Consider the following 24,921-nt stretch of genomic DNA (forward strand, 5'->3'; position numbering starts at 1 on the left):
GGTCAGTAGTTCTCCAACATTCAGTAGTCCTTGCCCCAGTCGACGACAATCTTCTTGTCCTTCGGCAGTACCGTCTTGACAAACTGGTCGACGAAGGGGATCAGCATCTCAGGCGCAGCCACGGATTTCTCCCTGGCGCCCTTCCTGGGCTTTGCTTCGACAGCGTCTTCGGGCTCGACCGCAGTTTCCTGCGCCGGAGCCGTCACCTTCAGGATGGGATGTGCGCCGTTGTCCATCATGTCGGACACTACGCCCAACTGTTCACCCTGGAGATTTTCCACCGCCGAGCCGATCAGGTCGACCCAGTAGAATTCATTGTCATCCAGTGCCGGGAAGTGCTTGCGGGAGATGGAGACCACCGTTCCCTTCATCGCTTCGGCCGCATTGCGGTCGGCTACCCCGGTCAGGCGCGCGACGATATCGCCGCTATGCCCCTTGGACTGCATGACATCGACGTCCTGCTTGGGCTGGCCGGATTTCTCCAGCCACCAGGTCTTGGCATTCAACAAGGCATCCGCTTCCGAAGAATACGGACGCACGCGAATCCAGCCCTGGATTCCGTAGGCTCCTGTCACATGGCCGACGACCACGAGATCGTCGGGTGCGGAGAAACCCGCCTGGGCTGGATAAGTCATGAGTACGCCAGACCTGTTCTTCACACTTGCGCCACGACAGGTCGCAGCGCCGGATCAGACAGGAAAAACTTGATCAGGCAGCAGCCTTGGTACCAGCTTGGGCAACCAGGCGAGCAACGGTCGGCGACAGTTGTGCGCCAACGCCTTGCCAGTGAGCCAGGCGGTCAGCAGCGATACGCACTGCTTCTTCCTTGCCCGAAGCGACCGGGTTGTAGAAGCCGATGCGCTCGATGAAACGGCCATCGCGACGATTGCGCGAGTCGGTTGCAACGATGTTGTAGAAGGGGCGCTTCTTGGCGCCGCCACGAGCTAAACGAATAACGACCATAATGGTTCCAGTAAGAATACGGACACGGAAAAGCCGCAGATTATAACGGACTTCCCCACCCTCGGGCAAGCTGCTTGGTGCTTTTGTGCAGTTGACCAACGCAGAAACACCCAGAAACGCCCCAAAAAGCAGCAGATCTGATGCCAAATGACATCAGATCTGCTGCCACATCGGACACGGCAGGCCTTCTGGGCTATCCCGCAGGCAAGCCCCCTGCACCAGCGCCTCGGCTATACTGCGCCGACAGCTTGACAACAACATTGCCGGGAGCGTCATGCGCCACGGCAACAACCAGAACAAAGAGACAACCGGCATGCCTTCAGCACCCCGCCACAAGAACAAGACCCTGACGACCTTCCTGGCCACCGTGACCGGCAGCATCGGCCTGCATCGTTTCTATCTGTATGGCGGACGCGACCGCTTCGGCTGGCTGCACATCCTGGCCATCCCGCTGTCGCTGGCCCTGATGGCGGCGCAACCGGAAGCTCCCCGACTGTTCACCGCCCTGCCCTTGGTGCTCTCCGCGCTGATCGCCTGCCTGGAAGCGCTGGTGATCGGTCTCACGCCTGACGAGAAATGGGATGCCCGGCACAATGCCGGCAGTGGCAAGACCTCGGAATCGCACTGGATACTGGCGGTGATCCTGGTACTCACCGTCGGCCTGGGTGCCATGGGCGTGATCGCCCTGCTGGCGCGCAGCTTTGACCTGCTCTTCACCGGCGGCGCCTTCGGCTGAAGGCCCACGCAAACTCCCCAGAAAGACACAAGCCCGGAAAACCGCCAGAGCGGCCTTCCGGGCTGACAGGTTCAAGACCGGGTCAGAACTGGTCTTCGTCCAGCGCCATCACCGCCTGACCACCCTCGACGATGGCCGTGCGATAGGCCAGCGCCTGCGGCAGGATCTGCTCGGCATAGAAACGCGCCGTGGCCAGCTTGGCCTCGTAGAACTTGCTGTCACCCTCCCCGGACTTGAGCCTGGAGGCCGATACCGCTGCCGCGCGCGCCATCTGCCAGCCGCCCAGCACCACGCCGGCCATCTTCAGGTAAGGCACGCTGCCGGCGAAGACCGCCTTGATGTCGCCCTTGACGTTGCCCACCACATAATCGACCACCTGTTCCAGCGCATCGGCAGCCTCGGCCAGGCGCGTGGCGATGGGCTGCAATTGCGCATCACCCTGCAACTCGGAGACGGTCTGACGCACCTGACCCAGGATGCCCTTGGCCACTGCGCCACCATCGCGGGTGGTCTTGCGGCCGACAAGGTCATTGGCCTGGATGGCCGTGGTGCCTTCGTAGATGGGCAGGATGCGGGCATCGCGGTAATACTGCGCAGCGCCGGTCTCTTCGATGAAGCCCATGCCGCCATGCACCTGCACACCGGTGGAAGTGACATCGATGGACAGCTCGGTGATCCAGCCCTTGACGATGGGCACCAGGTATTCATAGAAAGCCTGATTGGCCTTGCGGGTGGCCTCGTCGTCGCTGAAGTGCGCCGCATCCGAGGTGGCCGCGGCCACGTAGGCCAGCGCACGCGCCGCCTCGATCTGGGCGCGCATGGACATGAGCATGCGGCGCACGTCCGGCTGGCGGATGATGGCCACCGGCCCAGGCGAGCCTGCCAGGTCGCGTGACTGCACGCGGTCGCGGGCATAGGCCACGGCCTGTTGATAGGCACGCTCCGACACCGACAGACCCTGGATGCCCACGGCGAAGCGCGCCGCGTTCATCATGATGAACATGTATTCCAGGCCGCGATTCTCTTCACCCACCAGCGTGCCGATGGCGCCACCATGGTCGCCGAACTGCAGCACGGCCGTCGGGCTGGCCTTGATCCCCAGCTTGTGTTCGATGGACACGCAATGCACGTCGTTGCGCTCACCCAGTGAACCATCGGCATTGACCAGGAACTTGGGCACGATGAACAGCGAAATGCCCTTCACGCCTTCAGGCGCATTGGGGGTACGGGCCAGCACCAGATGGACGATGTTCTCGGCCATGTCGTGCTCACCGTAGGTGATGAAGATCTTGGTGCCGAAGAGCTTGTAGGTGCCATCCCCCTCCGGCACGGCACGGGTACGCACCAGCGCCAGGTCGGAGCCGGCCTGCGGCTCGGTCAGGTTCATGGTGCCGGTCCACTTGCCGGAGATGAAGTTGGCGATGAAGGTTTCCTTCTGCTGCTGGGTGCCGGCCGTCATCAGCGCCTCGATGGTGCCGTCGGTCAACAGCGGGCACAGCGCAAAGGACAGGTTGGCCGAATTCAGCATCTCGATGCAGGGGGTAGCCAGCAGCTTGGGCAGGCCTTGCCCGCCGAACTCCACCGGGTGCTGCACGCCTTGCCAGCCGGCCTCGCCGAACTGACGGAAGGCTTCCTTGAAGCCAGGGCTGGTGGTCACCTTGCCATCGGCCCAGGAACTGGGTTGCTTGTCGGCAGAATGATTCAGTGGCGCGACCACCTCGCTGCAGAACCTGGCGTTTTCTTCCAGGATGGCCTCGGCCGTTTCCGGCGTGGCATCTTCGCAGCCAGGCAGCGCATTGACGGCAGCCAGGCCGGCCAGTTCGTTCATGACGAACAACATATCCTTCACGGGCGCGGTGTAACTCATCTCCAACCTCCAATAGGGAACGCTCTGGCGGCATTCCTTGCTTGCATGAAAACACCCCGGCGAAAGCCGGGGCGAAAACTACGGTACGTTGTGATCAACCGAGCTGCTTGACCAGCTCCGGCACGACCTCGAAGAGGTCACCCACCAGGCCGTAATCAGCCACCGAGAAGATCGGCGCTTCCTCGTCCTTGTTGATGGCGACGATGACCTTGGAATCCTTCATCCCGGCCAGATGCTGGATGGCGCCGGAGATACCGACGGCGATGTACAGCTGCGGCGCCACGATCTTGCCGGTCTGGCCAACCTGCCAGTCATTGGGCACGTAACCTGCATCGACGGCGGCGCGGGAGGCCCCCATGGCGGCGTTCAACTTGTCGGCCAGCGGCTCCAGGATCTTGAAGCTTTCCGATGAGCCCATGCCACGACCACCGGAGACGATGATCTTGGCGGCCGTCAGTTCCGGACGATCCGACTTGGCGACCTCACGGCCGACGAAGCTGGACTTGCCCGAATCGGCCACCGCCGCAATGCTCTCCACGGCGGCCGAGCCACCCTGTGCAGCCGGATCGAAACCGGTGGTACGCACGGTGATGACCTTGATCGGGTCGATCGACTGCACGGTCGCGATGGCGTTGCCGGCGTAGATGGGACGCTCGAAGGTATCGGCCGACTCCACCTTGGTGATGTCGGAAATCTGGCCCACGTCCAGGCGGGCGGCCACGCGCGGCAGGATGTTCTTGCCGTAGGCGGTGGCGGGCGCCAGGATGTGGCTGTAGTCCTTGGCAATGGCCAGGACCTGTTCGGCCACGTTCTCGGCCAGACCATCGGCGAATTGCGCGCCATCGGCCAACAGGACCTTGGCCACACCGGCGACTTGCGCAGCGGCATCGGCCACGGCCTTGGCATTGGAACCGGCCACCAGCACGTGGACGTCACCACCGGCCTGCACGGCGGCAGTGATGGTGTTGAGGGTGCTGCCCTTGAGGCTGGCGTTGTCGTGTTCAGCAATAACGAGTGCGGTCATGATCAGATCACCTTGGCTTCATTTTTCAGTTTGGCGACCAGGGTCGCGACATCCGGCACCTTCACGCCGGCGCTGCGCTTGGCCGGCTCGGTGACCTTGAGCGTCTTCACGCGCGGGGTGACGTCCACGCCCAGCTCCTCGGGCTTGACGGTGTCCAGCTGCTTCTTCTTGGCCTTCATGATGTTGGGCAGCGTCACATAACGCGGCTCGTTCAGGCGCAGGTCGGTAGTGATGATGGCCGGCAGGGTCAGGGCCAGGGTCTCCAGGCCGCCGTCCACTTCGCGGGTCACGCTGACCTTGCCGTCTTCCAGCACGACCTTGGAGGCGAAGGTGGCTTGCGGCCAGCCCAGCAGGGCCGCCAGCATCTGGCCGGTCTGGTTGCAGTCATCGTCGATGGCCTGCTTGCCCAGGATGATCAGCTGCGGCTGTTCCTTCTCGGCCAGCGCCTTGAGGATCTTGGCCACGGCCAGCGGTTGCAGTTCCACATCGGCACCGACTTCAGCCAGGATGCCGCGATCGGCGCCAATGGCCATGGCGGTGCGCAGGGTTTCCTGGCACTGGGTCACGCCGGCCGAGACGGCGATCACCTCGGTGACCTTGCCGCCTTCTTTCAGGCGGACGGCTTCTTCCACCGCGATTTCGTCAAACGGGTTCATCGACATCTTGACGTTGGCGATATCGACGCCGCTGCCGTCGCTCTTGACGCGCACCTTGACGTTGTAATCCACGACGCGCTTGACTGGTACTAATACTTTCATCGCATGGCCCTTGCAAAAAGGAATTGACGTAAACGTAAACTTCCGCAGGATTATAAAAGCAAAACGAACTGCCTACCGTTTTTTAGCACGATCGTTCTTTTTAATGTTCGCAGCATACACCAAAGATTCACGTGAACGGAAGAGGAAATGCTTCGCAAGTGAAAAAAACTTCATGCAGCGGAATCGCCCGGGCTGTGCCTGCGGGCAATATCCGTGGGGATCAGACTGCCAGGTGGGGAACCGGTTCGCCGCGCAGGCCGGCAATCAGGTTAGTGACGGCCAGTTCGGCCATGGCCAGGCGCGTTTCGTGGGTGGCCGAACCGATGTGAGGCAAGGCCACCACGTTCGACAATGTCAGCAGGGGCGACTCGACCGGCAGCGGCTCGACCTCGAACACATCCAGGCCGGCGCCGTAGATGGTCTTGTCCTGCAGCGCGCGGATCAGCGCGGCCTCATCGACGATACGGCCTCGCGAGGCATTGATGAAGATGGCACTGCGCTTCATCATCCCGAATTCGCGCGCGCCGATCATGCGCTCGGTGGCGGGCGTCAACGGCAGCATCAGGCAGACGAAGTCGGCCTGCGCCAGCAGCTCTTCCTTGCTGACATAGCGCGCATCGAGTTCACGCTCGGCCTCGGGATTGGGGCGGGTATTGTGATACAGGATGGGCATGCCGAAACCATGATGCGCCCGGCGCGCCACCGCGCTGCCGATGCGTCCCATGCCGATCAGGCCGAGGGTCTTGCCGTGCACGTTCACGCCGAACTGGGCCTCGCCGATACTGCCCTTCCACTGACCGGCCTTGACGTACCCGGCCAGCTCCACCACCCGGCGGGCGGTAGACAGGATCAGGGCAAAGATGGTGTCGGCGGTCGCCTCGGTCAGCACGCCGGGCGTATGCGCCAGCATCAGGCCGCGCTGGCGGAAATACTCCAGGTCGAAATTGTCCACCCCGACCGAGATGGTGGAGGCGATCTTCAACTCCGGCGCCCCCTCCAGCATGGCATTGGTGATCGGCAGGCTGGCCCCGATCATGCCGTGCGCGGTCTTGAGCGCGGCGATGAAGTCGGCGCGATTGGCCTCGGTGACGCGGTCGAACCAGCTCACGTCAAACTCCGACTGCAGGCGCTGCGCCAACGCTTCGGGCAATTTCTTGTAGACCACTACACGCTGCTTCATCGTTATCCCTGTGTATTAAAACCCGCCGGAAGAAACTAGGCCGAAGCCGCCTCCAGCTCGGCCCGTGTCGGCAGGCCTTCCATATCGCCCACCACCTGGATGGCGAAGGCACCGATGCGGTTGCCCCGCATCACTGCCTGCTCCACCGGCAAGCCTTCCAGCATGCCACTGATCACGCCCACGGCAAAGCCGTCACCGGCGCCCACGGTATCGACCACTTCCTTGACCGCGACGCCGGCCACCCTGCCCTCGCCCTGCGCATTGCGCCAGTAGGCGCCTTCCGCACCGAGCTTGATGACCACCATCTGCACGCCACGTTCCAGATAGAAGGCGGCGATATCGCGCGCCTCGCTGTGGCCGGTCAGAATCCGGCCCTCGGCCAGGCCCGGCAACACCCAGTCAGCCTTGAAGGCCAGCGCATTCAACTGCTGGGCCATCACTTCCTGCGAAGACCACAGCATGGGCCGCAGGTTGGGGTCGAAGGAAATCGTCTTGCCCTGGCTGCGCATGAAATCCATCGCATGATGGGCAAACGCCATGGTCGTGGCCGACAGGGCCGGTGCAATGCCGGTGGCATGCAAGTGCCGCGCCGCGCCGAAGTAGTCGGCATCGAAATCGGCCAGCGACAGATGACTGGCCGCCGAGCCCTTGCGGTAATACTCGATGGCCGGATCGGCCCCATCCACGGCCTTGGCCTTCAACTGGATGGCGGTACGGAATTCACTGTCGGTCAGCACACGGCTGACATCCACGCCCTCCTGCGCCACCCGCTGGCGGATGAAGCGCCCGAAGGCATCATTGCCCACCCGGCTGGCCCAGCCCACCTTCAGGCCCAGGCGCGCCAGCCCGATGGCTACATTGGTCTCGGCCCCGGCCAGGCGGCGCGTGTATTTTTCCACTTCCTCGAAGGGGCCGACCTCATCGGCCACCAGCAGTGCCAGGGCTTCACCCCAGGTCACTACATCCAGTTGCATCGTCATTGTTGTTGTCCTCAGACTGCCGCCAGCATGGCGACATGGCGGCGCGTGGTCTCTTCCAGATCGCTGCCCACCAGGGGGAATTCGATGGCCCGCAGGATGCCCGTGGGGAAATGCGCCAGCATGGCCTGCCAGTGGCTGTCCTGTGCCTGCAGCGGCACTGCCTTGAGCTTGCCGCGATCCTCCTGCACGCCCTTGCAATGCACGTAACGCACGTGCGGCGCCAGCGAGCGCGCGGCGGTCTCGGGATCGACACCCTGCCAGCGCCAGTTACCCATGTCGAACGTCATGCCAAAGGCATAGCCATTGCCGGTGCACAGCGCCAGGAAGCTGACGATGGGCTCCAGCCGGCCACCTTGCGGGGTCTGGTCGTTTTCCAGCAGCACTTCGATGGGGGCATGCGAGAGGAAGCGCAACAGCGACTGCAGATCGCTGCCCGCCGAGAAATGCCCCAGCGACACCTTCAGGAAACGCGCCCCCACCTCTTCGGCCTCGGCCATCGCCTGGGTCATCTGTTCGTGGTCAAAACGGCCATCGGCGCCGAACAGCTCCAGCGGCACCGAATACACCGCGAACAGCTTGTGCTGCGCCAGCAGCGCACGCAGCGCCGTCAGGTCCTGCGGACCATCGAAGAGCTCGCGTCGTATCTCCAGGCCTGCCGCCCCGGCCGCCGCCACCATCGGCACCAGATCGGCATGGCCGACCCGTCGCACCAGGTCGGCGCCATAGGCCGAAGCAGCGACCAGGACCGGGCTCACTTGATGGCTCCCGCACCGATGAACTGCTTGGCCTCCGGCGTCTGCGGATCGGCGAAGAACTCCTTGGACGGGCGCGCCTCCCACACCTTGCCCTGGTGCATGAAGACCGTCAGGTCCGCCACGCGGCGCGCAAACTCCATCTCGTGCGTCACCAGCAGCATGGTCATGCCGCCACGGGCCAGCTCTTCCATCACCTTCAGCACTTCGGCCGTCAGTTCCGGGTCCAGCGCCGAGGTCACCTCGTCGAACAGCATCACCTGCGGCTCCATGGCCAGCGAGCGGGCAATCGCCACGCGCTGCTGCTGACCACCCGAAAGCTGCTCCGGATAGGCATCGCGCTTGTGGTCCAGGCCGACCTGCTTCAAGACCTTGATGGCGGTCTCGCGGGCAGTCTCGGTGGCGGTCTTCTTCACGATGCGGGGTGACAACATGATGTTCTCCTCCACGGTCAGGTGCGGGAAGAGATTGTAATGCTGGAACACCATACCCACATCCTTGCGCAGCTCGATCAGGTGTTCGTGCTTGTTGGTCAGCTTGTGGCCGGCCACGGTGATGCTGCCGCCGTCGATGGTCTCCAGGCCGTTGATGCAACGCAGCATGGTACTCTTGCCGGACCCGGAACGGCCGATGATGGCCACCACCTGGCCGCGCTCGACCGACAGCGAAATGCCGTTCAACACCTGGTTGCTGCCGAAGCGCTTGGTGATGTTGTCAATTTCAACGATGGGCATGTAATTTCCTCTCTAAGGCAAAGCTGAAGCGCGACAGCGGATAGCAGAAAACGAAGTAGATACCGGCCACGATGGGGAAGACCAGGAAGGGCTGGAAGGTCGCATTGCTGACCAGCTTGCCGGCCTGGGCCAGTTCCACCAGACCGATGATGGAGGCGATCGAAGTGTTCTTGACGATCTGCACCAGGAAGCCCACGGTGGGCGGCAGCGAAATGCGCACCGCCTGCGGCAGGATCACGTAGCGCAACTGCTGCCAGCGGGTCATCGCCAGCGCGGTCGAGGCTTCCCACTGCTGCACCGGCACGGCCTCGATACAACCACGCCAGATCTCGCCCAGGTAGGCGCTGGAGTAGATCGTCATGGCGATGGTGGCCGCCACCATCGGCGGCAGCTTGTAACCGAAGATCGCCAGCCCGTAGAAGGACAGGAACAGGATGATCAGCACCGGCGTGCCCTGGATGATCTGGATATAGACCGTCGAGAGCACGCGCAGCGCGCCGATATGGGAAGTGCGCATCAGCGCCACGATGAAGCCGGCGATGCCACCGCCCACGAAGGCCAGCACCGACAGCAACAGCGTCCACTGCGCCGCTTCCAGCAGGAAGATGAAGTTATCAAGGGAAAATTCGGCGAGCATTACATTCTCCTCGGACGCGCCACGCCCAGACGGCGACGGCGTTTGAAGACCACCAGGCCGATCAGCCAGAAGGCCAGTCGGAACAGCAATGCCAGCAGGATGTAGAGCACCATCACCACCAGGTAGATCTCGAAGCTGCGGAAGGTCTCGGCGTCCAGCAGGTTGGCCGTGGCCGTGAGTTCTTCCGCCGAAATCGCCGAGACGATACTGGAGGCCAGCATCATCAGCGTGAACTGGCTGGCCAGGGCCGGATAGACCTTTTCCAGCGCGGGCGTGAGCACCACGTGGCGGATCACCTGCCCGCGCGTCATGGCCAGCGCCTGCGCCGCCTCGATCTGCGAGGGATGGATGGCCATCATGCCGGCCCGTACGATCTCGGTCGAATAGGCCCCGAGGTTGACCGTCATCGCCACCAGCGCGGCAATGTTGGCATCGACCTGCACCCCGATCGAAGGCAGGCCGAAGAAGATGATGAACAGCTGCACCAGGAAAGGCGTGCTGCGGATCAGTTCCACATAGGACGTGACCGCAAAGCGCGCCGGCGCGCTGCCGTGGATGGAAATGATGGCGCCGAAGATACCCACCGCCAAACCGCAGATCATCGACAGCGCGCTCAAGCGTATGGTGAGCAGCGCGCCAACCAGCAACTGATCAAGATGCTGGAAGATGAACGCGAACTGAAAATCGTAATGCATCGTGTGCTCCTCCCACAAACCCGCGCCGGCCGTTCCTTCCCGACCGGCGCGTGATCTGTTCTACCCAGGCTGCACCGCAGGGCCAGGCCTTGCGTGCAGCCGCTTCTGCCAGACCGGTTCCGTCAGATGCGACGCAACCGGTACCAGCCATCAGAACACTGGCAGGTTCGGCAGCGGGCCGGACCACTTGCGCGAGATCGCATCCAGTTCGCCATTGAGCTTGACGTAGTAGATGAAGTTGTTGAGCCACTGCTGCAGCTCGTAGGAACCCTTGCGCACGGTCATCGAGTTCGGTTGCACCGAGTACGGGAACTTGACTTCGATCTTGCCCTGGCCACGCGACTTCACGATTTCATTGGCCATGGTGTTGGGAATCGAGATCGCATCGACCTGGTTCGACAGCAGGGCCTGGGTCACGGTGGAGTCATCCTCGAAACGCACCAGCACGGTACCCGGAGGCGCCAGGCGGGTCAGCGCGGTGTCGTTGGTCGACCCACGCGAGACACCCACCTTCTTCTTCACCAGGTCGTCCAGCTTCTTGTAGTTGGAACCGACCGGGCCAACGATGGACAGCTCGAAACCGCTGTAGGGGATCGTGAACAGCACCGACTTGGCACGCTCAGGCGTGGGCGCCAGGGTCGCGGCCAGCATGTCGACCTTGCCAGACTCCAGCGCCGGGATACGGGCCGGTGGCACCAGCGGCACGATTTCCACCGGCAGACCCAGGTACTTGCCGATCAGGTTGGCCACGTCCACGTCGTAGCCGATGGGTACGCCTTTGGCGTCGACCGAACCGAACGGCGGCGTGCCGCTCACCACACCGATGGTGATCTTGCCCTTCTTGGTCAGCTCGGCGATGCTCTGCGCGCTGGCGCTGGCGGCACCGGCGACCGCGCAGGCGGCTGCCAGCGTCAGTGCGACGAATTTGGCGTTGAAAATCTTCTTGATGCTCATGTAGGTCTCCTCGATAGTTGCCGTGGTGACGGCAGTCCGTTTGGCTCGGAACCCCTCCCGCTGGTCGCCGGATGAATTCTTGTGCCCCTCTTTATTGCCTGTGCCTGCTTTGATCCCGCGATCAGGTCTGTAACCCGGCCAGGCCGGGCTTGCTGCTGTTGACGAACACCGACGGCATCTGATCCTCCGTCCTGTTTTAAGGTCTTACCAGTAGCCTGTATTTCCTCGACTGCCGGTGGTACCGGTTCCAGACGCACGCTAGGCTGTGGCGTACTGGAGGGTGTTCGTCGTGTGGATTTTTTCGCTGATGCCTGCCACCTGGGCGCGCTCTGGATGCTCGGCCACGCTGGCCGACGACCCACGGTGGATCAGTCGCCCATCCAGCAGGAGTTCCATGCGCACCGAACGCTCGCCCTGAATGCGTACCAGCAGGCGCTCGATGGCGGTAAAGCCGATTTCGTAAGTCGGTTGTTCGATGGTACTGATGCCGCTGCCGACCAACGGCGACCAGGCCAGTTCATCGAAGCACAACAGCCCCAAATCATCGGGGAAGCGCAGCTTCATGCTCTGCAAGGCCAGCGCGATCTGCAGCGACACCATGCCGTTGCCGGCCAGGATCGCCACCCGCCCCTGGCTGCCGGCCGCCGCACGCCGCAGGAAGAATTCGCGCAGCACCGTGGCCACATGACCGGGCTGGTCCACATCCACTTCCAGCGTCTCACCATGGCAATCGGGCCGCTCCGACATCGCCTGCAGGAAGCCGGCCTGCCGTCCCTGGCGCGAACTGACGCCATACAGCGGCTGCACCACCAGCGCGATATCGGTATAGCCCTGCGCCAGCAGGTGGCGCGTGCCAAGTTGCGCGGCCTTCACGTTGTCCAGGCCCACCAGGTCGAAGTCACACCCTTCCACATGGCGATCCAGCAGCACCACCGGAAAAGCCGCCTGCCCCAGCTCCCGCAGCGGCGTCACATTGCGCCCCTGCGTATTGAACAGCAGGCCTTCCACGCTGTAGGAATGCAGCGCCGCCAGCGATTGCTTCTCGCGTGCCTCGTCATTACCGGTATTGCACAGCATGAGCGTGTAGCCGTGCTTCTGGCAGGCCGCCTCGGCACCATGCAGCACCGCCACCGAATAGGGATTGAGGATATCGGCCACCAGCATGCCGATGAGCCGCGTCCGTCCGCCTTTGAGACCACGCGCCATCTGGCTGGGCTGATAGCCCAGGCGCGCAATGGTCTTGCCGATCTGGTCGCGCAGGCGCACCGACAGCGCGTCGAACTCGCCGCCCAGGTAACGCGATACGCTGGTCTTGGACACCCCGGCCTCCCGCGCAACCTGTGCGATGGTGACCCGGTCGGTGCCGGTCTTGATGCTTTGTCTCACTGTTGCCCGCCAAATCGTTGTACTGCGTGGGTTGATTTGTGCTTCCGGTTCCGGGCTGCTCATTTATTTGAATCTTTTGGAACCGGTTCCAAGATAGCAGTCACGATTGTTCTGGTCAAACCAATTTCACATGAAAAATTTGACAGGCCGAGATGAAGTTCGCCGCGCATTTCCTGTCGGCAAGCTCGCGCTGCAAAATTGCAACGTCAGGAAGGCCCCTTCCTCCCCTTGCACACCCTTGCCCATGCTGCACTGCATTGCCTGCGCCCTGACAGGGTCTGCATGGCCCACTTGTGCCAGACCGGAAAAGTCTATTGCTTCGCACACAGATGAGATATCATGAATAATAATTATTCTCATTATTATCAGAAAACATGCCCTCTCTTTCACCTGGCGCCCTCGCCGTCCTGCTCGCATTCTCATCTGCTGGTGCTTACGCCCAGACTGTCGCCCCGGTCACGGCACCGAATGACGCCACCACTACCGCAACGTCTCAACTGCCCACGGTGGACGTGGTCGCCGATGGCATGAACGACACCCAGTTCAAGGCCACCCGCACCCAGGTCAACAAATCCGATACCCCACTGTCGCAGACCCCACAGTCGGTCTCCGTGGTCACCCGCGCCATGCTGGACAGCCAGCAAGCCGTATCCCTGGCCGATGCCCTGGAAAACGTCCCCGGTGTGGTGGCGCAGCAATATGGCCGACGCGGCTGGGACGATCTGATCATCCGCGGCCAGGTCGCCTCCGATTCGCTCTACCTCGATGGCTTGCGCACCACCGCCAGCTCGCGCGTGGCCGAGCAGCTGTTCGGGCTGCAGCAGGTGGAAGTGCTCAAGGGACCGGGCTCCCTGCTCTACGGCCTGGTGCTGCCGGGCGGGCTGGTCAACATGGTCAGCAAGCGCCCGCAGGGAACGGACTTCGCCAACGTGGACGTCACCGCAGGCAGCCACAACTTCTACCAGACCACGGTGGATCTCAACAAATCGCTGTCGGAGAACGGCAAGCAGGCCTTCCGCATCAACGGCCTGATTTCCAATTCGGACGACGCCACCGACCACGTCTGGTTCAAGAACCGCTACATCGCTCCTTCGCTCTCGCTGGACCTGGGTGCGCGCACCGACTTCACCATCCTGACCAGCTACCAGGAACGCAGCTACGTGCGCCAGCAAGGCCTGCCGCTGTCCGGTTCGATCAACCCCAACGTCAACGGCGCCCTGCCGCGCAGCCTCTTCATCGGCGAACCGGGTGCGCGCCCCTATGCCGCCAACGAGACCCGCATCGGCTATGCCCTGACACACCGCTTCGACGATGGCTGGACGCTCAACAACAATGTGCGCTACCAGCAGTTCGAGATGAGCGGACAGGTCATCACCAACAATGCGCTCGCCAGCACCAGCCGCAACCTCACCCGCCAGGCCACCGACCAGACCTTCGAAGGCCAGACCTTCACGATGGACACCAACGTCCAGCGCAGCTTCAACACCGCCCTGGGCAAGCACGAGATCACCCTCGGCACGGACTACCTGAATTCCCGCGAAGACAACCTGTCCTACACCTGCAGCATTGCCGCCCTCAATGTGTATAACCCGGTCTATGGCGCGCGCATGACCTGCCCCACCGCGGCCACCACCAACACCTCCACCACGGTGCGCGACACCGGCCTGTATGCACGCGACAAGATCAGCTTCGGCCAGCGCTGGCAATTGCTGACCGGACTGCGCTACGACAACGCCTCCACCTATTCCACCAACCAGCGCACCGGCACCCACACCGACAACCCGTCCAGCGCCACCACCGGCTCGGCGGCGCTGATGGTCGAGGTACTGCAGGGCGTGCGCCCCTACATCAGCTATGCCACCTCGTTCTATCCCAACAGCGGCACCGATGTCAGCGGCGGCACCTTCAAGCCCGAGACCGGCAAGCAATGGGAAGCAGGCGTGAAGTTCGATCTCGACGAAGGCCGCACCAGCCTCAACGTCGCCGTGTTCGACCTGCGCCGCCGCAACGTGCTGGTAAGCGATCCGCTCAACACCGGCTTCAGCATCGCGGTGGGCGAACAACGTTCGCAAGGCGGCGAGATCAGCATCACCTCCGACCTGCGCAACGGCCTGAGCCTGAATGCCGGTTATTCCTACACCGCCGCCATCGTCACCGACGACGGCGGACAGCGCAGCACCACCGTTGGCCAGTGGCTGGACAACGTCCCGCGCCACAACTTCACCGCCAGCGCCCGCTACCGCCTCAAGGGCGAACTCAGTGGTTGGGAATTGAATGGTGGCGTACATGGCCAGAGCATGATGCGCACCAACGGCTACACCCTCCCCGGCTACGTCCTCACCGATGCCGGCGTGGCCTACAACGCCGAACGCTGGCGCGCCGCGCTGAACGTGAAGAACATCTTCAACACCCACTACTATGCCGGTGGCCTGGCACGGGCAGTGGCGCTGGGGGATGATCGGACTGTGATGCTGACGCTGGGGTATCGGTACTAAGACCGTTGTCCATTCCTGCGCATTGAAGACGGCCGCTTGATAAAAGCGGCCGTTTTTTTTCGTTCTACATATTGTTCGAAGAAACTGTAGCTTTTTAACGTGATGCCTGGGGTAGATCGATTGATGCGCAAGGTCGCGTCATCATGCACACCCGCCCCAGACAATCAAGGAAAAGAAGACCAATGAGACCGCACCTGCTTCTGTCATTGTCCCTATCGTTTGTCAGCATCGCCATGACGGCTCCCGCATGGCCCACTACTGCGCTGGAAGACGATATCCATGCTTTGAAACAGACCTCGGTCTTCGCCTTAGGCCAGGTCGGCTTCATCGGCCACATCAGCGAAAGCGAACAACGTTATCGCCGTGTCCTGCAAAACCCCACCGCGTTGGAAGATTTCCGGCGCATGCTCGATGACGACGGCGCCACCGACGAAGCCAGGCTCTACGCCGCCTGCGGCATCCGTGCGCTGGCTGCGAACGAGTTCGATACTCTCACCAGGACCTTGCGTCTTTCCGGCAGGTCAGTGTCCATATTGCGTACCGATATCCTCAAGCGCGAGCCGCTGCAATATCAGTTGCGCATGATTGGGGAATCCGGCTGCAACGACGCCTACTGGCGATGAGCGTGGGAAGGGAAATCGAAGAAGAGCAAACAGGAAGTCATTCCACCCGCATTCTCAGCGGCAGGAAAAATGGGAAGCATCAAGAAAGAGGAACAGGAAAGAAAACAGGCGAACTCCTCGCGAAGTCCGCCTGAAAAGAAGGCCAGAAGGAGCCTATGACGAAACTGAACGACGTTCATTTCAATCTCGGCATTGATGGTAGTCAGCCTCTCCCACCCAACGCAAATCCGCACCACGGATTAGCTCCATAAATAACGTAAATGATTTGCCCCGCACGTCGCCAGCGCTCTCGCGTTTGGTGCATGACCAGCGGAAACTCCTTGACCACAGCGGCTTTGCGCCAGATTGCCGTGCACCGGCCAGGGGCGCCGTGCGCGATTACGGAGCGCTCTACTCATTATTACTAATATTCATTGGGACAATTCCTAAATAGAATTTGACCCTGCTTTGACCGAGGATGACACTCAGCTACCTTCTTTCAACCAAAGTGGTGTGCCATGAATTCGATTACGCTCGATGTTTATCCCGTCCAGAAGAAAGTCGTCACCGCCGCGCCGCCGCATGCGGACTCCCCCGAAATGGATGTCCTCATCGAGGAAGTGACCGCCCGTCGGGATGAATTCGACCAGCTCGGCCACGTGCCGCGCGACATCGTCGCGACGATGAAGAAGGCCGGCATCTTCCGTAGCGGCACGCCGCGCAAGTTCGGCGGTGAAGCGCTGGCGCCAGCGGCCTTCCTGGCCATGGTCGAGCGTATCTCCAAGGCCGACGGCTCGGCCGGCTGGGTCGCCGCCTTCGGGTCGGCCAACACCTATCTGGCCGCCCTGCCGATTGAAACACAACGCAAGATCTACGCCGATGGCCCCGACCAGGTCTATGCCGGCGGCCTCTATCCCCTGCAGGAAGCCAAGGCCGTCCCCGGCGGCTGGGAAATCACCGGACGCTGGCACTTCGCCAGCGGCTGCAAGGGCGCCGACTGGATCGGCGTGGGCATCAAGGACAACACCGGTGCCGATGATGGCACGCAGAAACCGGCGCTCATGGCCGTCATGCCGGCACAGGAAGTGGAGATCATCGACAACTGGAACGTGGTCGGCATGCAAGGCACCGGCAGCCACGATACCCGCCTCAAGGACAAGTTCGTCGCCCACGAATGGACCTGCGCACGCGGTGCCGCCGGCCTGATCGATGAACCCCTATATCGCTACCCGGCGCTGGCCTATCAGGCCGAGGTGCATGCCGCCGTCAACATCGGCCTGGCCCGCGCCGCGCTGGACATCGTCACCGACATGGCCGGCGGCGCCAAGATCATGCCCGGCGCACTGCGACTGGCCGATCGCGCCTATTACAAGATCAAGCTGGGCCTGTCCGAAGCCAAGTGGCGCAGCGCCCGCATGTTCTTCTACGACGCCTGCGAACAGGCCTGGGAACAGATCGTGGCCGGCAATCCCGTCACCGAAGAGATCGACATGATGCTCAAGCTCTCCGCCACCTATGCCGCCCGGGTCTCGATGGAAGTGGTCAACGACGCCTACCAGGCAGCCGGCATGGCGGCCATCCAGCGCACCCACCGCATGCAACGCATCGTGCGCGATGCGATGGTGGTCACCCAGCACGCCGCACTGTCGGAACTGAACTACGAAAGCGCTGGCGCGCTTTTTGCAAAGCTGGGGATCAAGCGCTAAGGCGCATTCCCTTCCCAAGTCTTGCCTGCGCCTCGGCCGCAGCCGCAAGCATCCGTGACGTTTTTGCCTTTGTTACTGCTGTGCCTGCCAACTCCACTGGCGTTTCACCAACCTTACAAAGAGGACCAAGCTCGTGACCCACTCCACCGTCTCGCCACAACGCCGCAAGCTTCTGCTCGGCGCCGCTTCGATGCTCGCCGCAGGTGCCGCCCCTGCCCTGCCAGCCCTGGCACAGGGAGCCCCCGTCACCATCGGCGTCGGTGCCGATCCCGTGTTCACAGCCTTCTTCGTGGCGGCCAACGAGAAGCTCTTCGCCAAGCACGGCGCCCCCAATGTCACGGTGCAGTCCTATACCGATGGCGGCGAGGCGCTCAACGCGCTGGTGGCCAACCAGGTCAACCTGGGCTGTGCCGGCGAACCCACGCACATCGTGCGCCTGTCGCGCGCCGAGCTGCGTCCGCTGGCCGTGACCTACCAGTCCAAGACCTACCTCAAGCTGGTGGCCCGCAAGGAAATCACCTCGGCCGACAAGATCAGGAAGTTCGGCATCGTCGCCGGCTCGGTCTCGGAATACGTCACCGGCCTGACCATCAAGCAACTCAAGCTCGACGCCAGCAAGATCGAGATGGTGCGCTCCGGCCCGCCGGAGCTGCCGGCCCTGCTGGCGCGCGGCGACATCGACGCCTACTTCGTCTGGGAACCGTGGCCTACGCTGGGCGTACAACAGGGCGGCCATGTGCTCATGACCTGTGGTGACGTCGGCTATACCAGCACGCTGTGGCTCTCGGCCACCGCCGGCTGGCTGGCCGCCAACAAGGAAGTGGCCGGCAATATCCTCAAGGCCCTGGCCGAAGCGGCCGAGATCACCCGCAAGGACCCGCCACGCGCTGCGCAATCGGTACAGGCCGTCACCCGCATCCCGGTGCCGCAGACGCTGAACTCGCTCAAGGACATGGAACCGGTGGTGCGCGACTTCACCGATACCGATCTCAAGACCGCCAACGCCATCGGCGACTTCCTGCTCTCCAAGCAGGCCATCAAGGCGCCGGTGGACATGAGCAAGGTACTGCAGCGCGGCTTCTACAAGGGGTAAGTCATGGCACATGGATCCTCTGTTTCCATCAAGCGGGTGGGACTAACCATCGGCAACAATGAAATCATGGCCGGCATCGACCTCGATATCCGCGCCGGTGAATTCGTCTGTCTGCTGGGTCCGTCGGGCTGCGGCAAGTCCACCCTGCTCAATGCGATTGCCGGCTTCCAGGACGTGGCCGGCGAGATCAGTATCGACGGCAAACGCGTCAAGGGACCGGGGCTGGATCGCGGCGTGGTGTTCCAGTCCTCGGAGGCACTGTTTCCCTGGCTGAGCGTGCGTGAGAACGTTGAATACGGCCTCAAGCTGCGCGGCGTGCCGGCGGCGGAACGACGGTCGGCTGCCGAGCGCTATGTCTCGCTGGTGGGCCTGAAGCATGCCATCGACAAGTTTCCCGCCGAACTGTCGGGGGGTATGCGCCAGCGTGCCCAGATCGCCCGGGTACTGGTCAACGAGCCTTCGGTGGTGCTGATGGATGAACCCTTCGGCGCCCTCGATGCGCAGACCCGCGAAGTGCTGCAAAGCGAACTGGACCGCATCTGGAAGAGTACCGGCTGCACCATCGTCTTCGTCACCCACGACATCTGGGAAGCCATCCTCCTGGCCGATCGTGTGGTGACCATGACCGCCGGTCCCCGCGCCCATATCAAGACCATCGAAACCATCGACCTGCCGCATCCGCGCGATCCGGCCGACCCGGCCTGCATGGCACTGTACGCCCGCATCCGCGACGATATCGGCGCCGAAGTCACGCGTGTATTGCGCGCCCAAGGATTGATCGAAGAGGAATTAGTGAAATGACGCAGCTCTCGCAGACAGCCACCCCGACGGCACAAGAGTCGGCCATGCCATCCAACCTGGGGCGTCGTATGAAAGCAGCCCGTCCTTTCCTGATTTCGGTGATCGCCATCGTCGGTGGCCTGGTCCTGTGGCAACTGGTCTCGATGACCACCTCGCCACTGTTCCTGCCCTCGGTCTCGATGACCTGGGCCGCCGCGCTGGAACTGATCAGCGACGGCACCCTGCAACAGTCGGTGCTGGCCTCCTCCGGCCGCATCCTGGCCGGCTGGGGTGCGGGCGTGGTGATCGGGGTGCCGCTGGGCATCTTCATGGGCCGCTTCGAAACGGTACGCCAGTTGCTCGATCCCTATATCGAGTTCTTCCGTTTCATCCCGCCGATCGCCTTCGTCACCCTGGCCGTGATCTGGCTTGGCCCGGGCGAGTTGTCGAAAATCGCACTGATCTTCTATACCACCGTCTTCATCGTCACCCTGAACACCATTGCCGGGGTCCAGGCGGTGAACCCGCTGCGCCTGCGCGCTGCGGCCTCGCTCGGTGCCGGACAGTGGAAGATCCTGACCACCGTGATCCTGCCCTCGACCGTACCCTTCATGGTCACCGGCGCCCGCATCGCCATGGGCAATTCCTTCCTGACCGTGGTCTCGGCGGAAATCGTCTCGGCCCGCGAAGGCCTGGGCGCGCTGATCTGGACGGCACGCAACTTCAGCCGTACCGAATGGGTGTTCGTGGGCATCATCGCCCTGGGGCTGCTGGGCTACCTGTTCGACCGCGTCCTGCGCGTGGCCACCCGCAAGCTGCTGGCGCGCTACCTGTAAGGCGCAAGCCGCCTGCCAGTTCCGCCGACGATGCAGCGCTGCGCTCATCGTCGGCAACCACCGTACGTGTATGCGTGTACGGTGGCTTTTCAATAACAACCAGAGACCTCCCACCATGACCGATATCAGCCAGGAAATCCTGCAACTCAAACGCCGTCTCGACGTGCTCGAAGCCGAAGCCGACATCCGTCGCATCCAGGCACGCTACATGTTCCTGTGCGACACGCCCTGCCCTGAACCGGTAGCCGACGACGCCGAGCGCATCGAGAAGATCCTCGAACTCTACGCCGAGGATGCCATCTGGGAAGGCGTAGGCGCCTACTACGAAGGCCAGTTCGGCCAGGCCGTCGGCAAGGACGCCATCCGCAAGCACTTCCAGGCCTTCTGGGGCCAGAAGAAAGACCCTGAACTGCTCTTGAACGTCCATTACCTCACCTCGGAACAGATCCACGTCAACGCCGAATGCACCCATGCCGATGGCCAGTGGGTCCATTGCCAGCCGTGGATTTTCGGTGACGGTTCCTCGCTGCTGCGCTCCAGTCGGCTCAACAACCTGTTCAAGAAGGTCGATGGCGTCTGGAAGATCGCCCGCACCCGTACCGAGAATGTGTTCGTGGCGCCGCTGACCACCGGCTGGGCCAACAACGTGCCAAGCTATTCGGTGCTAATGAAGGAATAATCTTTTATATCGTTTAGTTCATTTCCTGAAAGACGCGCCTGATGCAGTCCACCACCTCTCCCATTCGCCGCCAGTTCATCCACACCAGCGCCGGCCCGCTTCACGTTGCCAGCGCGGGGGCCGGTTTTCCGGTGCTGTTGCTGCACCAGACTCCGCGTTCCTGGGATGAATTCAGGGAGGTGCTGCCGCTGCTGGGGCAGGGCTTTCATGCCATCGCCATCGATACCATCGGCTTCGGCGATTCATGCAAGCTGCCGCTGGACCAGCACAGCATTGAACGCTGGGCGCAACTGGCGCTGGAAGTGATGGATGGAATGGGATTGCAGAAGGCCGCCGTCGTGGGCCACCACACCGGCGCCGTCACCGCCATGGAAATGGCGGTCGCGGCGCCGCAGCGGGTAGAAGCGCTGGTGCTGTCCTCCTGCCCTTTCAACGATGCAGCGCGCCGCACCACGCATGCGGGCAAGCGCACCATCGACGACGTGGAAGTCCGCGCCGACGGCAGCCACCTGCAGGAACTGTGGCAGCGCCGACAGCCCTTCTATCCCGAGGGCGATACCGAGCTGCTCACGCGTTTCATCGGCGACGCCATCAAGGCGGGTGCCATGGCCTCGCACGGCCACATCGTGGTACGCAACTACCATATGGAAGAACGCATCGGCCAGGTACGCGCCCCCACGCTGGTGCTGCGCGCCGGTCGCGATCCGCATGCCGCGCCCTATGCTGAGCACATCGCCGCTGCCATCCATGGCAGCCGCCTCCAGACGCTGGAAGAAGGCATGGTCCCCCTGCCGGACCAGATTCCCGCCCGCTTTGCGCAGGCGGTGATGGAATTCCTGCAGCAGCATTGCTGATCAGCTTAATCCCGCACAAAACCGTAGTCGCGCTCGACCTTGCAGATGCGGGTGCGATAGGCCTGGTACCACTGCTCCCGTCCCAGGCGCTGGGCCATCAGGTGATCGAGATCGCGTTTCCAGGCGGCGATAGCCTCCAGGCTCTGCCAATAGGAGACCGTGATGCCGACCTCTTCCCGCGCCGACTCCACACCCAGGAAGCCCGGCTGGCGCGATGCCGCCTCGACCATGGTCTCGGCCATGCGGCCATAGCCATGGTCGCCCGGTGTACGCAAGGAAGTGAAGATGACGGCGTAATAGGGAACATCGCCGGTGACTGCGATCGACATGAGTCTCTCCTGAAGGGGGGAAGGATCAACGGCGGGGAACGGGAACGTCAACCGCCGGACCGCGCCATTGTGCCTGCATTGCGGCGATGCTGCCGACCGGCCCAGGGAGAAGCCCGAGCAGGGTCAGTTGATCTCCAGCACCAGCCGCCCGCGCGTCACCGTTCCCTCTTCCAGCATCTGGTGCGCCCGGGCGATCTCCGCCATGGGCAGCACCGCACTGATGGCCGGACGCCACACGCCTTGCGCCGCCAGGTCCACCACCTGCTGCAGGACCTGCTGGTCTTCCTCGATCAGGGAGCGGGTGACCGTCACGCCGAACTCGCTGCCCCTGTCGCGGATGGGTGCCGCCACCAGCCACACCAGATGACCGCCACGCCGCAGCAGCGAGTAGGAACGATCATGGGTGGCGCCGCCGACCAGGTCGATCACCACATCCTGTTCACGCACGGCAGAAAAGTCGTCACGGTCATAGGCGATCACCTGCCTGACACCCAGGCCCGCCACGTAATCGACGTTGCTGCTGCGACAGGTCGCAGTCACATCGGCGCCCAGATGCGCCGCCAACTGCACCATCAAGCTACCCACCGCGCCGGAACCGGCGTGGATCAGCACCCGCATGCCGGGCTGGATGCGTGCCGTGCGCAGCAGCGGAATCCAAGCACTCGCCCCCGGCTGCAGCAAGGCCGCACCTTCCTGCATCGACAGGCTGGCCGGCTTGCGCACCACCTGCTGCTGCGGCAGCACGGCACACTCCAGGGTGGTGCCACGCTCCAGCATGCCGGGCATGACGCAGACCTCGTCACCCACCTGCAAGCCCTGCACATCGGCGCCGATGGCCGTGATCACCCCGGCCCCGTCCCGACCGGGAACCTTGGGCAGGCTCAGCGGCAGCAGATGCTGCAGCAGGCCGGCACGCAGCTTGGTATCGACCGGTGCCACGCCGGCCGCATGCATGGCCACCTGCACATGGTCAGGCGCCATGGGAAGTTCAACGAGATCGCTCGGTTCGAGCACGGACGGCGGTCCGTAACGGTGATAGGCAATGGCGCGCACGGGCTGGCAGGGGCAGAAAAATGAACAGCCTGCAGTGTCGTTGCAGGCAGGCTGCATGGTCAAATCCGCGCCGCTGATGCCATGTATTTGCGGCAGTCATCCGCAGCCATGGGCAGGGCTCAGCGAAGCATCACGGCGCGATCTCTTCGCGCCCGAACATTTCGATCAACAGGCTGCGCAGCCACTGGATACCGGAGTCGGCCGAGAAACGGGTGTGGGTATAGAGACTCACCGGAATGCGCGGCATCTCCAGCGGCAGGTCCAGCAGCACGAAGGCGCCGTCCAGATTGTGGCGCTCGGCGATGCTGCGTGGCAGGAACAGTGCCAGGTCGGTATGGCGCACGATTTCCGGTGCCACCGTGAAATGCGGCATGCGCAGCGCGAAGTCGCGCTTCACACCGGCATTGCGCAACACATCCTCGGCCAGCTGGTGGCCGGTGGTATTGGTGTTGGTGTAGACGTAGCGCAGCTGCAGCAGGTTTTCCATGGTCAGGGCCTGCCCCACCATCGGATGCTCCTTGCGCAGCATGCAGATGTAGTCGTCATTGAGCACCAGCTGGCTCTGGCAATCCTCCGGCAAGCCCGGCAGGTAGCCGAAGGCCAGGTCGATGTCGCCATTGCGCATGGCCGCGCCCAGGTTTTCCATGGCCATCTGCTGCACCTCGATGGAGACATGCGGTGCCGCATGGGCCAGCTCTTCCATGAGCAGCGGCAGCACGTGGCTACAGGACATGTCCGACATCACCAGATGAAAGCTGCGCGTAGCTGTGGCCGGATCAAAACTGGAATGGGTATGCAGGGCTTCGTGGATGATGCCCAGGGCGCGGGCAATCGGCTCGTGCAGGCGGATGGCCGTCTCGGTGGGCACCATGGAAGTGGTGCTGCGCACGAACAAGGGATCGTCGAACATCTCGCGCAGGCGGCGCAGCGCATGGCTCACTGCCGGTTGCGTCAGGTGCAGGCGCTCAGCGGCGGCGGTGAGGCTGCGCAACTCCCAGATGACGATGAAGGTCTTGAGCAGGTTCAGGTCCACCGCCCCGATATTCATTTGCTTCATGCGCGACATTCCAGACAATCATTTGACCCTTGATTTGCTCAGGGTCTATTGTTCATCCCAGGACGCAGGCTTTGCCAAGCGATGCGTTCTCCCTCTCACCTGCTGATCGACATCCGCCCGACCCTTGCCGCAGATTGCGCAAAGGATAACGAAGCCTTGTGCCGGATGTCATCTCTTTTTTGGATGGACATACCATGAAGAAAGACTTTCGCGATGCCATGGCGCGCCTGTCGGCGGCCGTCAACATCATCACCACCGACGGCCCAGCCGGACGCGCGGCGATGACCGTGAGCGCGGTCAGCTCGGTCTCGGACGATCCGGCTACCGTGCTGGTGTGCATCAACGTCAAGAGTGCCGCGCACGCGACCCTGGTCGGCAACGGTCGCCTGTGCATCAACATCCTGGCCGCACACCAGGAAGAACTGGCGCGCATGATCGCCGGCATGACCGGCGTGGCGCCCGAAGAACGGATGAGCCAGGTGCAATGGATCACCGGCGACCACGGCCAGCCGGTCCTGCCCGATGCCCTGGCGGTGCTGGAGGGGGATATCGTGTTGCAGCAGCAGGCCGGTACCCACAGCGTGCTGTTCGTGGAGGTGCGACACATCCGCCTGGCCTCGACCGCAGAAGACGGCCTGGCCTATTTCGGGCGCAGGTTCCACCGGATTGCAGCGGAGGTGGCGGAAGCGGCGCTGGCGGCGTGAACGGGAAATGAAAACGCCGCCCGACGCAGGGGCGGACGGCGCTTATCGGAGCACTGGCACCGATGCC

The 24,921-nt window shown here is 62.9% G+C and carries 26 protein-coding genes; 10 read left to right on the top strand and 16 right to left on the bottom strand.

Features of this window, described 5'->3' with window-relative positions:
- Window positions 1-20 precede the first annotated feature (20 nt).
- Window positions 21-635 (bottom strand): ribosome maturation factor RimM, encoded by a 615-nt coding sequence (rimM, locus tag HWE04_RS06425; protein ID WP_241811902.1) that lies wholly within the window; start codon window positions 633-635, stop codon window positions 21-23.
- Between the two features lie 73 nt (window positions 636-708).
- Window positions 709-963 (bottom strand): 30S ribosomal protein S16, encoded by a 255-nt coding sequence (rpsP, locus tag HWE04_RS06430; protein ID WP_006462405.1) that lies wholly within the window; start codon window positions 961-963, stop codon window positions 709-711.
- Between the two features lie 313 nt (window positions 964-1,276).
- On the opposite strand from rpsP, the gene HWE04_RS06435 reads away from it, so the two are divergent.
- Window positions 1,277-1,699, top strand: coding sequence for a TM2 domain-containing protein (locus HWE04_RS06435; protein ID WP_102661395.1), 423 nt, complete (start codon window positions 1,277-1,279; stop codon window positions 1,697-1,699).
- Window positions 1,700-1,781: 82 nt separating this feature from the next.
- Here HWE04_RS06435 and HWE04_RS06440 read toward each other — a convergent pair whose 3' ends face one another.
- The 11 genes from HWE04_RS06440 to HWE04_RS06490 all read right to left on the bottom strand — a co-directional run bounded on the left by HWE04_RS06440 (window position 1,782) and on the right by HWE04_RS06490 (window position 12,666).
- Complete coding sequence (locus tag HWE04_RS06440; protein ID WP_006462403.1) at window positions 1,782-3,566, bottom strand: acyl-CoA dehydrogenase; 1,785 nt, start codon at window positions 3,564-3,566, stop codon at window positions 1,782-1,784.
- 94 nt (window positions 3,567-3,660) lie between these two features.
- Window positions 3,661-4,590, bottom strand: a complete 930-nt coding sequence (locus HWE04_RS06445) for an electron transfer flavoprotein subunit alpha/FixB family protein (protein ID WP_006462402.1) — start codon at window positions 4,588-4,590, stop codon at window positions 3,661-3,663.
- Between the two features lie 2 nt (window positions 4,591-4,592).
- Window positions 4,593-5,348 carry an electron transfer flavoprotein subunit beta/FixA family protein gene (locus tag HWE04_RS06450; protein ID WP_006462401.1) on the bottom strand — a complete coding sequence of 252 codons (756 nt, stop codon included), beginning with the start codon at window positions 5,346-5,348 and terminating at the stop codon, window positions 4,593-4,595.
- Between the two features lie 220 nt (window positions 5,349-5,568).
- Window positions 5,569-6,528 carry a 2-hydroxyacid dehydrogenase gene (locus tag HWE04_RS06455; protein ID WP_006462400.1) on the bottom strand — a complete coding sequence of 320 codons (960 nt, stop codon included), beginning with the start codon at window positions 6,526-6,528 and terminating at the stop codon, window positions 5,569-5,571.
- 35 nt (window positions 6,529-6,563) lie between these two features.
- Window positions 6,564-7,508, bottom strand: coding sequence for a sugar kinase (locus HWE04_RS06460; RefSeq protein WP_274620064.1), 945 nt, complete (start codon window positions 7,506-7,508; stop codon window positions 6,564-6,566).
- 11 nt (window positions 7,509-7,519) lie between these two features.
- Complete coding sequence (locus HWE04_RS06465; RefSeq protein ID WP_006462398.1) at window positions 7,520-8,263, bottom strand: sugar phosphate isomerase/epimerase family protein; 744 nt, start codon at window positions 8,261-8,263, stop codon at window positions 7,520-7,522.
- Window positions 8,260-8,994 (bottom strand): amino acid ABC transporter ATP-binding protein, encoded by a 735-nt coding sequence (locus HWE04_RS06470; protein ID WP_006462397.1) that lies wholly within the window; start codon window positions 8,992-8,994, stop codon window positions 8,260-8,262. Before HWE04_RS06470 ends, HWE04_RS06465 begins: the two co-directional genes overlap by 4 nt.
- On the bottom strand, window positions 8,981-9,631 hold the full coding sequence (locus tag HWE04_RS06475; protein WP_006462396.1) for an amino acid ABC transporter permease: 651 nt from the start codon (window positions 9,629-9,631) through the stop codon (window positions 8,981-8,983). The genes HWE04_RS06470 and HWE04_RS06475 overlap by 14 nt, the downstream gene beginning before the upstream one ends.
- A complete protein-coding gene (locus tag HWE04_RS06480; protein ID WP_006462395.1) occupies window positions 9,631-10,326 on the bottom strand; it encodes an amino acid ABC transporter permease in 696 nt (231 codons plus the stop codon). The genes HWE04_RS06475 and HWE04_RS06480 overlap by 1 nt, the downstream gene beginning before the upstream one ends.
- Window positions 10,327-10,476: 150 nt before the next feature.
- Entirely contained in the window at window positions 10,477-11,280 is an 804-nt protein-coding gene (locus HWE04_RS06485; protein WP_006462394.1) for a transporter substrate-binding domain-containing protein, read from the bottom strand.
- 258 nt (window positions 11,281-11,538) lie between these two features.
- Window positions 11,539-12,666 carry a LacI family DNA-binding transcriptional regulator gene (locus tag HWE04_RS06490; protein WP_241811903.1) on the bottom strand — a complete coding sequence of 376 codons (1,128 nt, stop codon included), beginning with the start codon at window positions 12,664-12,666 and terminating at the stop codon, window positions 11,539-11,541.
- Window positions 12,667-13,040: 374 nt separating this feature from the next.
- Here HWE04_RS06490 and HWE04_RS06495 point away from each other — a divergent pair, with 374 nt between their 5' ends.
- The 8 genes from HWE04_RS06495 (at window position 13,041) to HWE04_RS06530 (ending at window position 21,711) form a co-directional block, all read left to right on the top strand.
- A complete protein-coding gene (locus HWE04_RS06495; protein ID WP_241811904.1) occupies window positions 13,041-15,161 on the top strand; it encodes a TonB-dependent siderophore receptor in 2,121 nt (706 codons plus the stop codon).
- A gap of 182 nt (window positions 15,162-15,343) precedes the next feature.
- Window positions 15,344-15,784 (top strand): MchS3 family protein, encoded by a 441-nt coding sequence (gene mchS3 / locus HWE04_RS06500; protein ID WP_241811905.1) that lies wholly within the window; start codon window positions 15,344-15,346, stop codon window positions 15,782-15,784.
- 497 nt (window positions 15,785-16,281) lie between these two features.
- A complete protein-coding gene (locus HWE04_RS06505; RefSeq protein ID WP_006462390.1) occupies window positions 16,282-17,469 on the top strand; it encodes an acyl-CoA dehydrogenase family protein in 1,188 nt (395 codons plus the stop codon).
- A gap of 133 nt (window positions 17,470-17,602) precedes the next feature.
- Window positions 17,603-18,562 carry an ABC transporter substrate-binding protein gene (locus HWE04_RS06510; RefSeq protein WP_006462389.1) on the top strand — a complete coding sequence of 320 codons (960 nt, stop codon included), beginning with the start codon at window positions 17,603-17,605 and terminating at the stop codon, window positions 18,560-18,562.
- 3 nt (window positions 18,563-18,565) lie between these two features.
- Window positions 18,566-19,363: an ABC transporter ATP-binding protein gene (locus tag HWE04_RS06515; RefSeq protein ID WP_077237888.1), complete on the top strand. Its 798-nt coding sequence runs from the start codon at window positions 18,566-18,568 to the stop codon at window positions 19,361-19,363.
- Window positions 19,360-20,178: an ABC transporter permease gene (locus tag HWE04_RS06520; RefSeq protein ID WP_006462387.1), complete on the top strand. Its 819-nt coding sequence runs from the start codon at window positions 19,360-19,362 to the stop codon at window positions 20,176-20,178. Before HWE04_RS06515 ends, HWE04_RS06520 begins: the two co-directional genes overlap by 4 nt.
- A 115-nt stretch (window positions 20,179-20,293) precedes the next feature.
- Window positions 20,294-20,857, top strand: a complete 564-nt coding sequence (locus HWE04_RS06525; protein ID WP_006462386.1) for a nuclear transport factor 2 family protein — start codon at window positions 20,294-20,296, stop codon at window positions 20,855-20,857.
- A 41-nt stretch (window positions 20,858-20,898) separates the two neighbouring features.
- Window positions 20,899-21,711 carry an alpha/beta fold hydrolase gene (locus HWE04_RS06530; protein ID WP_241811906.1) on the top strand — a complete coding sequence of 271 codons (813 nt, stop codon included), beginning with the start codon at window positions 20,899-20,901 and terminating at the stop codon, window positions 21,709-21,711.
- A gap of 5 nt (window positions 21,712-21,716) precedes the next feature.
- Here HWE04_RS06530 and HWE04_RS06535 read toward each other — a convergent pair whose 3' ends face one another.
- The 3 genes from HWE04_RS06535 to HWE04_RS06545 form a co-directional block, all read right to left on the bottom strand.
- Complete coding sequence (locus HWE04_RS06535) at window positions 21,717-22,040, bottom strand: antibiotic biosynthesis monooxygenase family protein (protein WP_102661382.1); 324 nt, start codon at window positions 22,038-22,040, stop codon at window positions 21,717-21,719.
- 123 nt (window positions 22,041-22,163) lie between these two features.
- Window positions 22,164-23,093 carry an NADP-dependent oxidoreductase gene (locus tag HWE04_RS06540; RefSeq protein ID WP_241812068.1) on the bottom strand — a complete coding sequence of 310 codons (930 nt, stop codon included), beginning with the start codon at window positions 23,091-23,093 and terminating at the stop codon, window positions 22,164-22,166.
- Between the two features lie 130 nt (window positions 23,094-23,223).
- On the bottom strand, window positions 23,224-24,150 hold the full coding sequence (locus tag HWE04_RS06545) for a LysR family transcriptional regulator (protein ID WP_039874714.1): 927 nt from the start codon (window positions 24,148-24,150) through the stop codon (window positions 23,224-23,226).
- A gap of 194 nt (window positions 24,151-24,344) precedes the next feature.
- On the opposite strand from HWE04_RS06545, the gene HWE04_RS06550 reads away from it, so the two are divergent.
- Window positions 24,345-24,854: a flavin reductase gene (locus tag HWE04_RS06550; RefSeq protein ID WP_077237886.1), complete on the top strand. Its 510-nt coding sequence runs from the start codon at window positions 24,345-24,347 to the stop codon at window positions 24,852-24,854.
- Window positions 24,855-24,921 lie beyond the last annotated feature (67 nt).

This window comes from Herbaspirillum sp. C7C2 (assembly GCF_022627865.1).
GTDB classification, from domain to species: domain Bacteria; phylum Pseudomonadota; class Gammaproteobacteria; order Burkholderiales; family Burkholderiaceae_D; genus Herbaspirillum; species Herbaspirillum frisingense.

What these genes read in the sequence shown, in the direction of transcription:
- HWE04_RS06520 (WP_006462387.1), top strand. Translation starts at nt 19,360, where the DNA reads ATGACGCAGCTCTCGCAGACAGCCACCCCGACGGCACAAGAGTCGGCC.
- HWE04_RS06455 (WP_006462400.1), bottom strand. Translation starts at nt 6,528, where the DNA reads ATGAAGCAGCGTGTAGTGGTCTACAAGAAATTGCCCGAAGCGTTGGCG.
- HWE04_RS06545 (WP_039874714.1), bottom strand. Translation starts at nt 24,150, where the DNA reads ATGAAGCAAATGAATATCGGGGCGGTGGACCTGAACCTGCTCAAGACC.
- HWE04_RS06470 (WP_006462397.1), bottom strand. Translation starts at nt 8,994, where the DNA reads ATGCCCATCGTTGAAATTGACAACATCACCAAGCGCTTCGGCAGCAAC.
- HWE04_RS06535 (WP_102661382.1), bottom strand. Translation starts at nt 22,040, where the DNA reads ATGTCGATCGCAGTCACCGGCGATGTTCCCTATTACGCCGTCATCTTC.
- HWE04_RS06440 (WP_006462403.1), bottom strand. Translation starts at nt 3,566, where the DNA reads ATGAGTTACACCGCGCCCGTGAAGGATATGTTGTTCGTCATGAACGAA.
- mchS3 (WP_241811905.1), top strand. Translation starts at nt 15,344, where the DNA reads ATGAGACCGCACCTGCTTCTGTCATTGTCCCTATCGTTTGTCAGCATC.
- HWE04_RS06505 (WP_006462390.1), top strand. Translation starts at nt 16,282, where the DNA reads ATGAATTCGATTACGCTCGATGTTTATCCCGTCCAGAAGAAAGTCGTC.
- HWE04_RS06485 (WP_006462394.1), bottom strand. Translation starts at nt 11,280, where the DNA reads ATGAGCATCAAGAAGATTTTCAACGCCAAATTCGTCGCACTGACGCTG.
- HWE04_RS06530 (WP_241811906.1), top strand. Translation starts at nt 20,899, where the DNA reads ATGCAGTCCACCACCTCTCCCATTCGCCGCCAGTTCATCCACACCAGC.
- HWE04_RS06460 (WP_274620064.1), bottom strand. Translation starts at nt 7,508, where the DNA reads ATGACGATGCAACTGGATGTAGTGACCTGGGGTGAAGCCCTGGCACTG.
- HWE04_RS06550 (WP_077237886.1), top strand. Translation starts at nt 24,345, where the DNA reads ATGAAGAAAGACTTTCGCGATGCCATGGCGCGCCTGTCGGCGGCCGTC.
- HWE04_RS06495 (WP_241811904.1), top strand. Translation starts at nt 13,041, where the DNA reads ATGCCCTCTCTTTCACCTGGCGCCCTCGCCGTCCTGCTCGCATTCTCA.
- HWE04_RS06525 (WP_006462386.1), top strand. Translation starts at nt 20,294, where the DNA reads ATGACCGATATCAGCCAGGAAATCCTGCAACTCAAACGCCGTCTCGAC.
- rpsP (WP_006462405.1), bottom strand. Translation starts at nt 963, where the DNA reads ATGGTCGTTATTCGTTTAGCTCGTGGCGGCGCCAAGAAGCGCCCCTTC.
- rimM (WP_241811902.1), bottom strand. Translation starts at nt 635, where the DNA reads ATGACTTATCCAGCCCAGGCGGGTTTCTCCGCACCCGACGATCTCGTG.
- HWE04_RS06445 (WP_006462402.1), bottom strand. Translation starts at nt 4,590, where the DNA reads ATGACCGCACTCGTTATTGCTGAACACGACAACGCCAGCCTCAAGGGC.
- HWE04_RS06515 (WP_077237888.1), top strand. Translation starts at nt 18,566, where the DNA reads ATGGCACATGGATCCTCTGTTTCCATCAAGCGGGTGGGACTAACCATC.
- HWE04_RS06480 (WP_006462395.1), bottom strand. Translation starts at nt 10,326, where the DNA reads ATGCATTACGATTTTCAGTTCGCGTTCATCTTCCAGCATCTTGATCAG.
- HWE04_RS06450 (WP_006462401.1), bottom strand. Translation starts at nt 5,348, where the DNA reads ATGAAAGTATTAGTACCAGTCAAGCGCGTCGTGGATTACAACGTCAAG.
- HWE04_RS06475 (WP_006462396.1), bottom strand. Translation starts at nt 9,631, where the DNA reads ATGCTCGCCGAATTTTCCCTTGATAACTTCATCTTCCTGCTGGAAGCG.
- HWE04_RS06435 (WP_102661395.1), top strand. Translation starts at nt 1,277, where the DNA reads ATGCCTTCAGCACCCCGCCACAAGAACAAGACCCTGACGACCTTCCTG.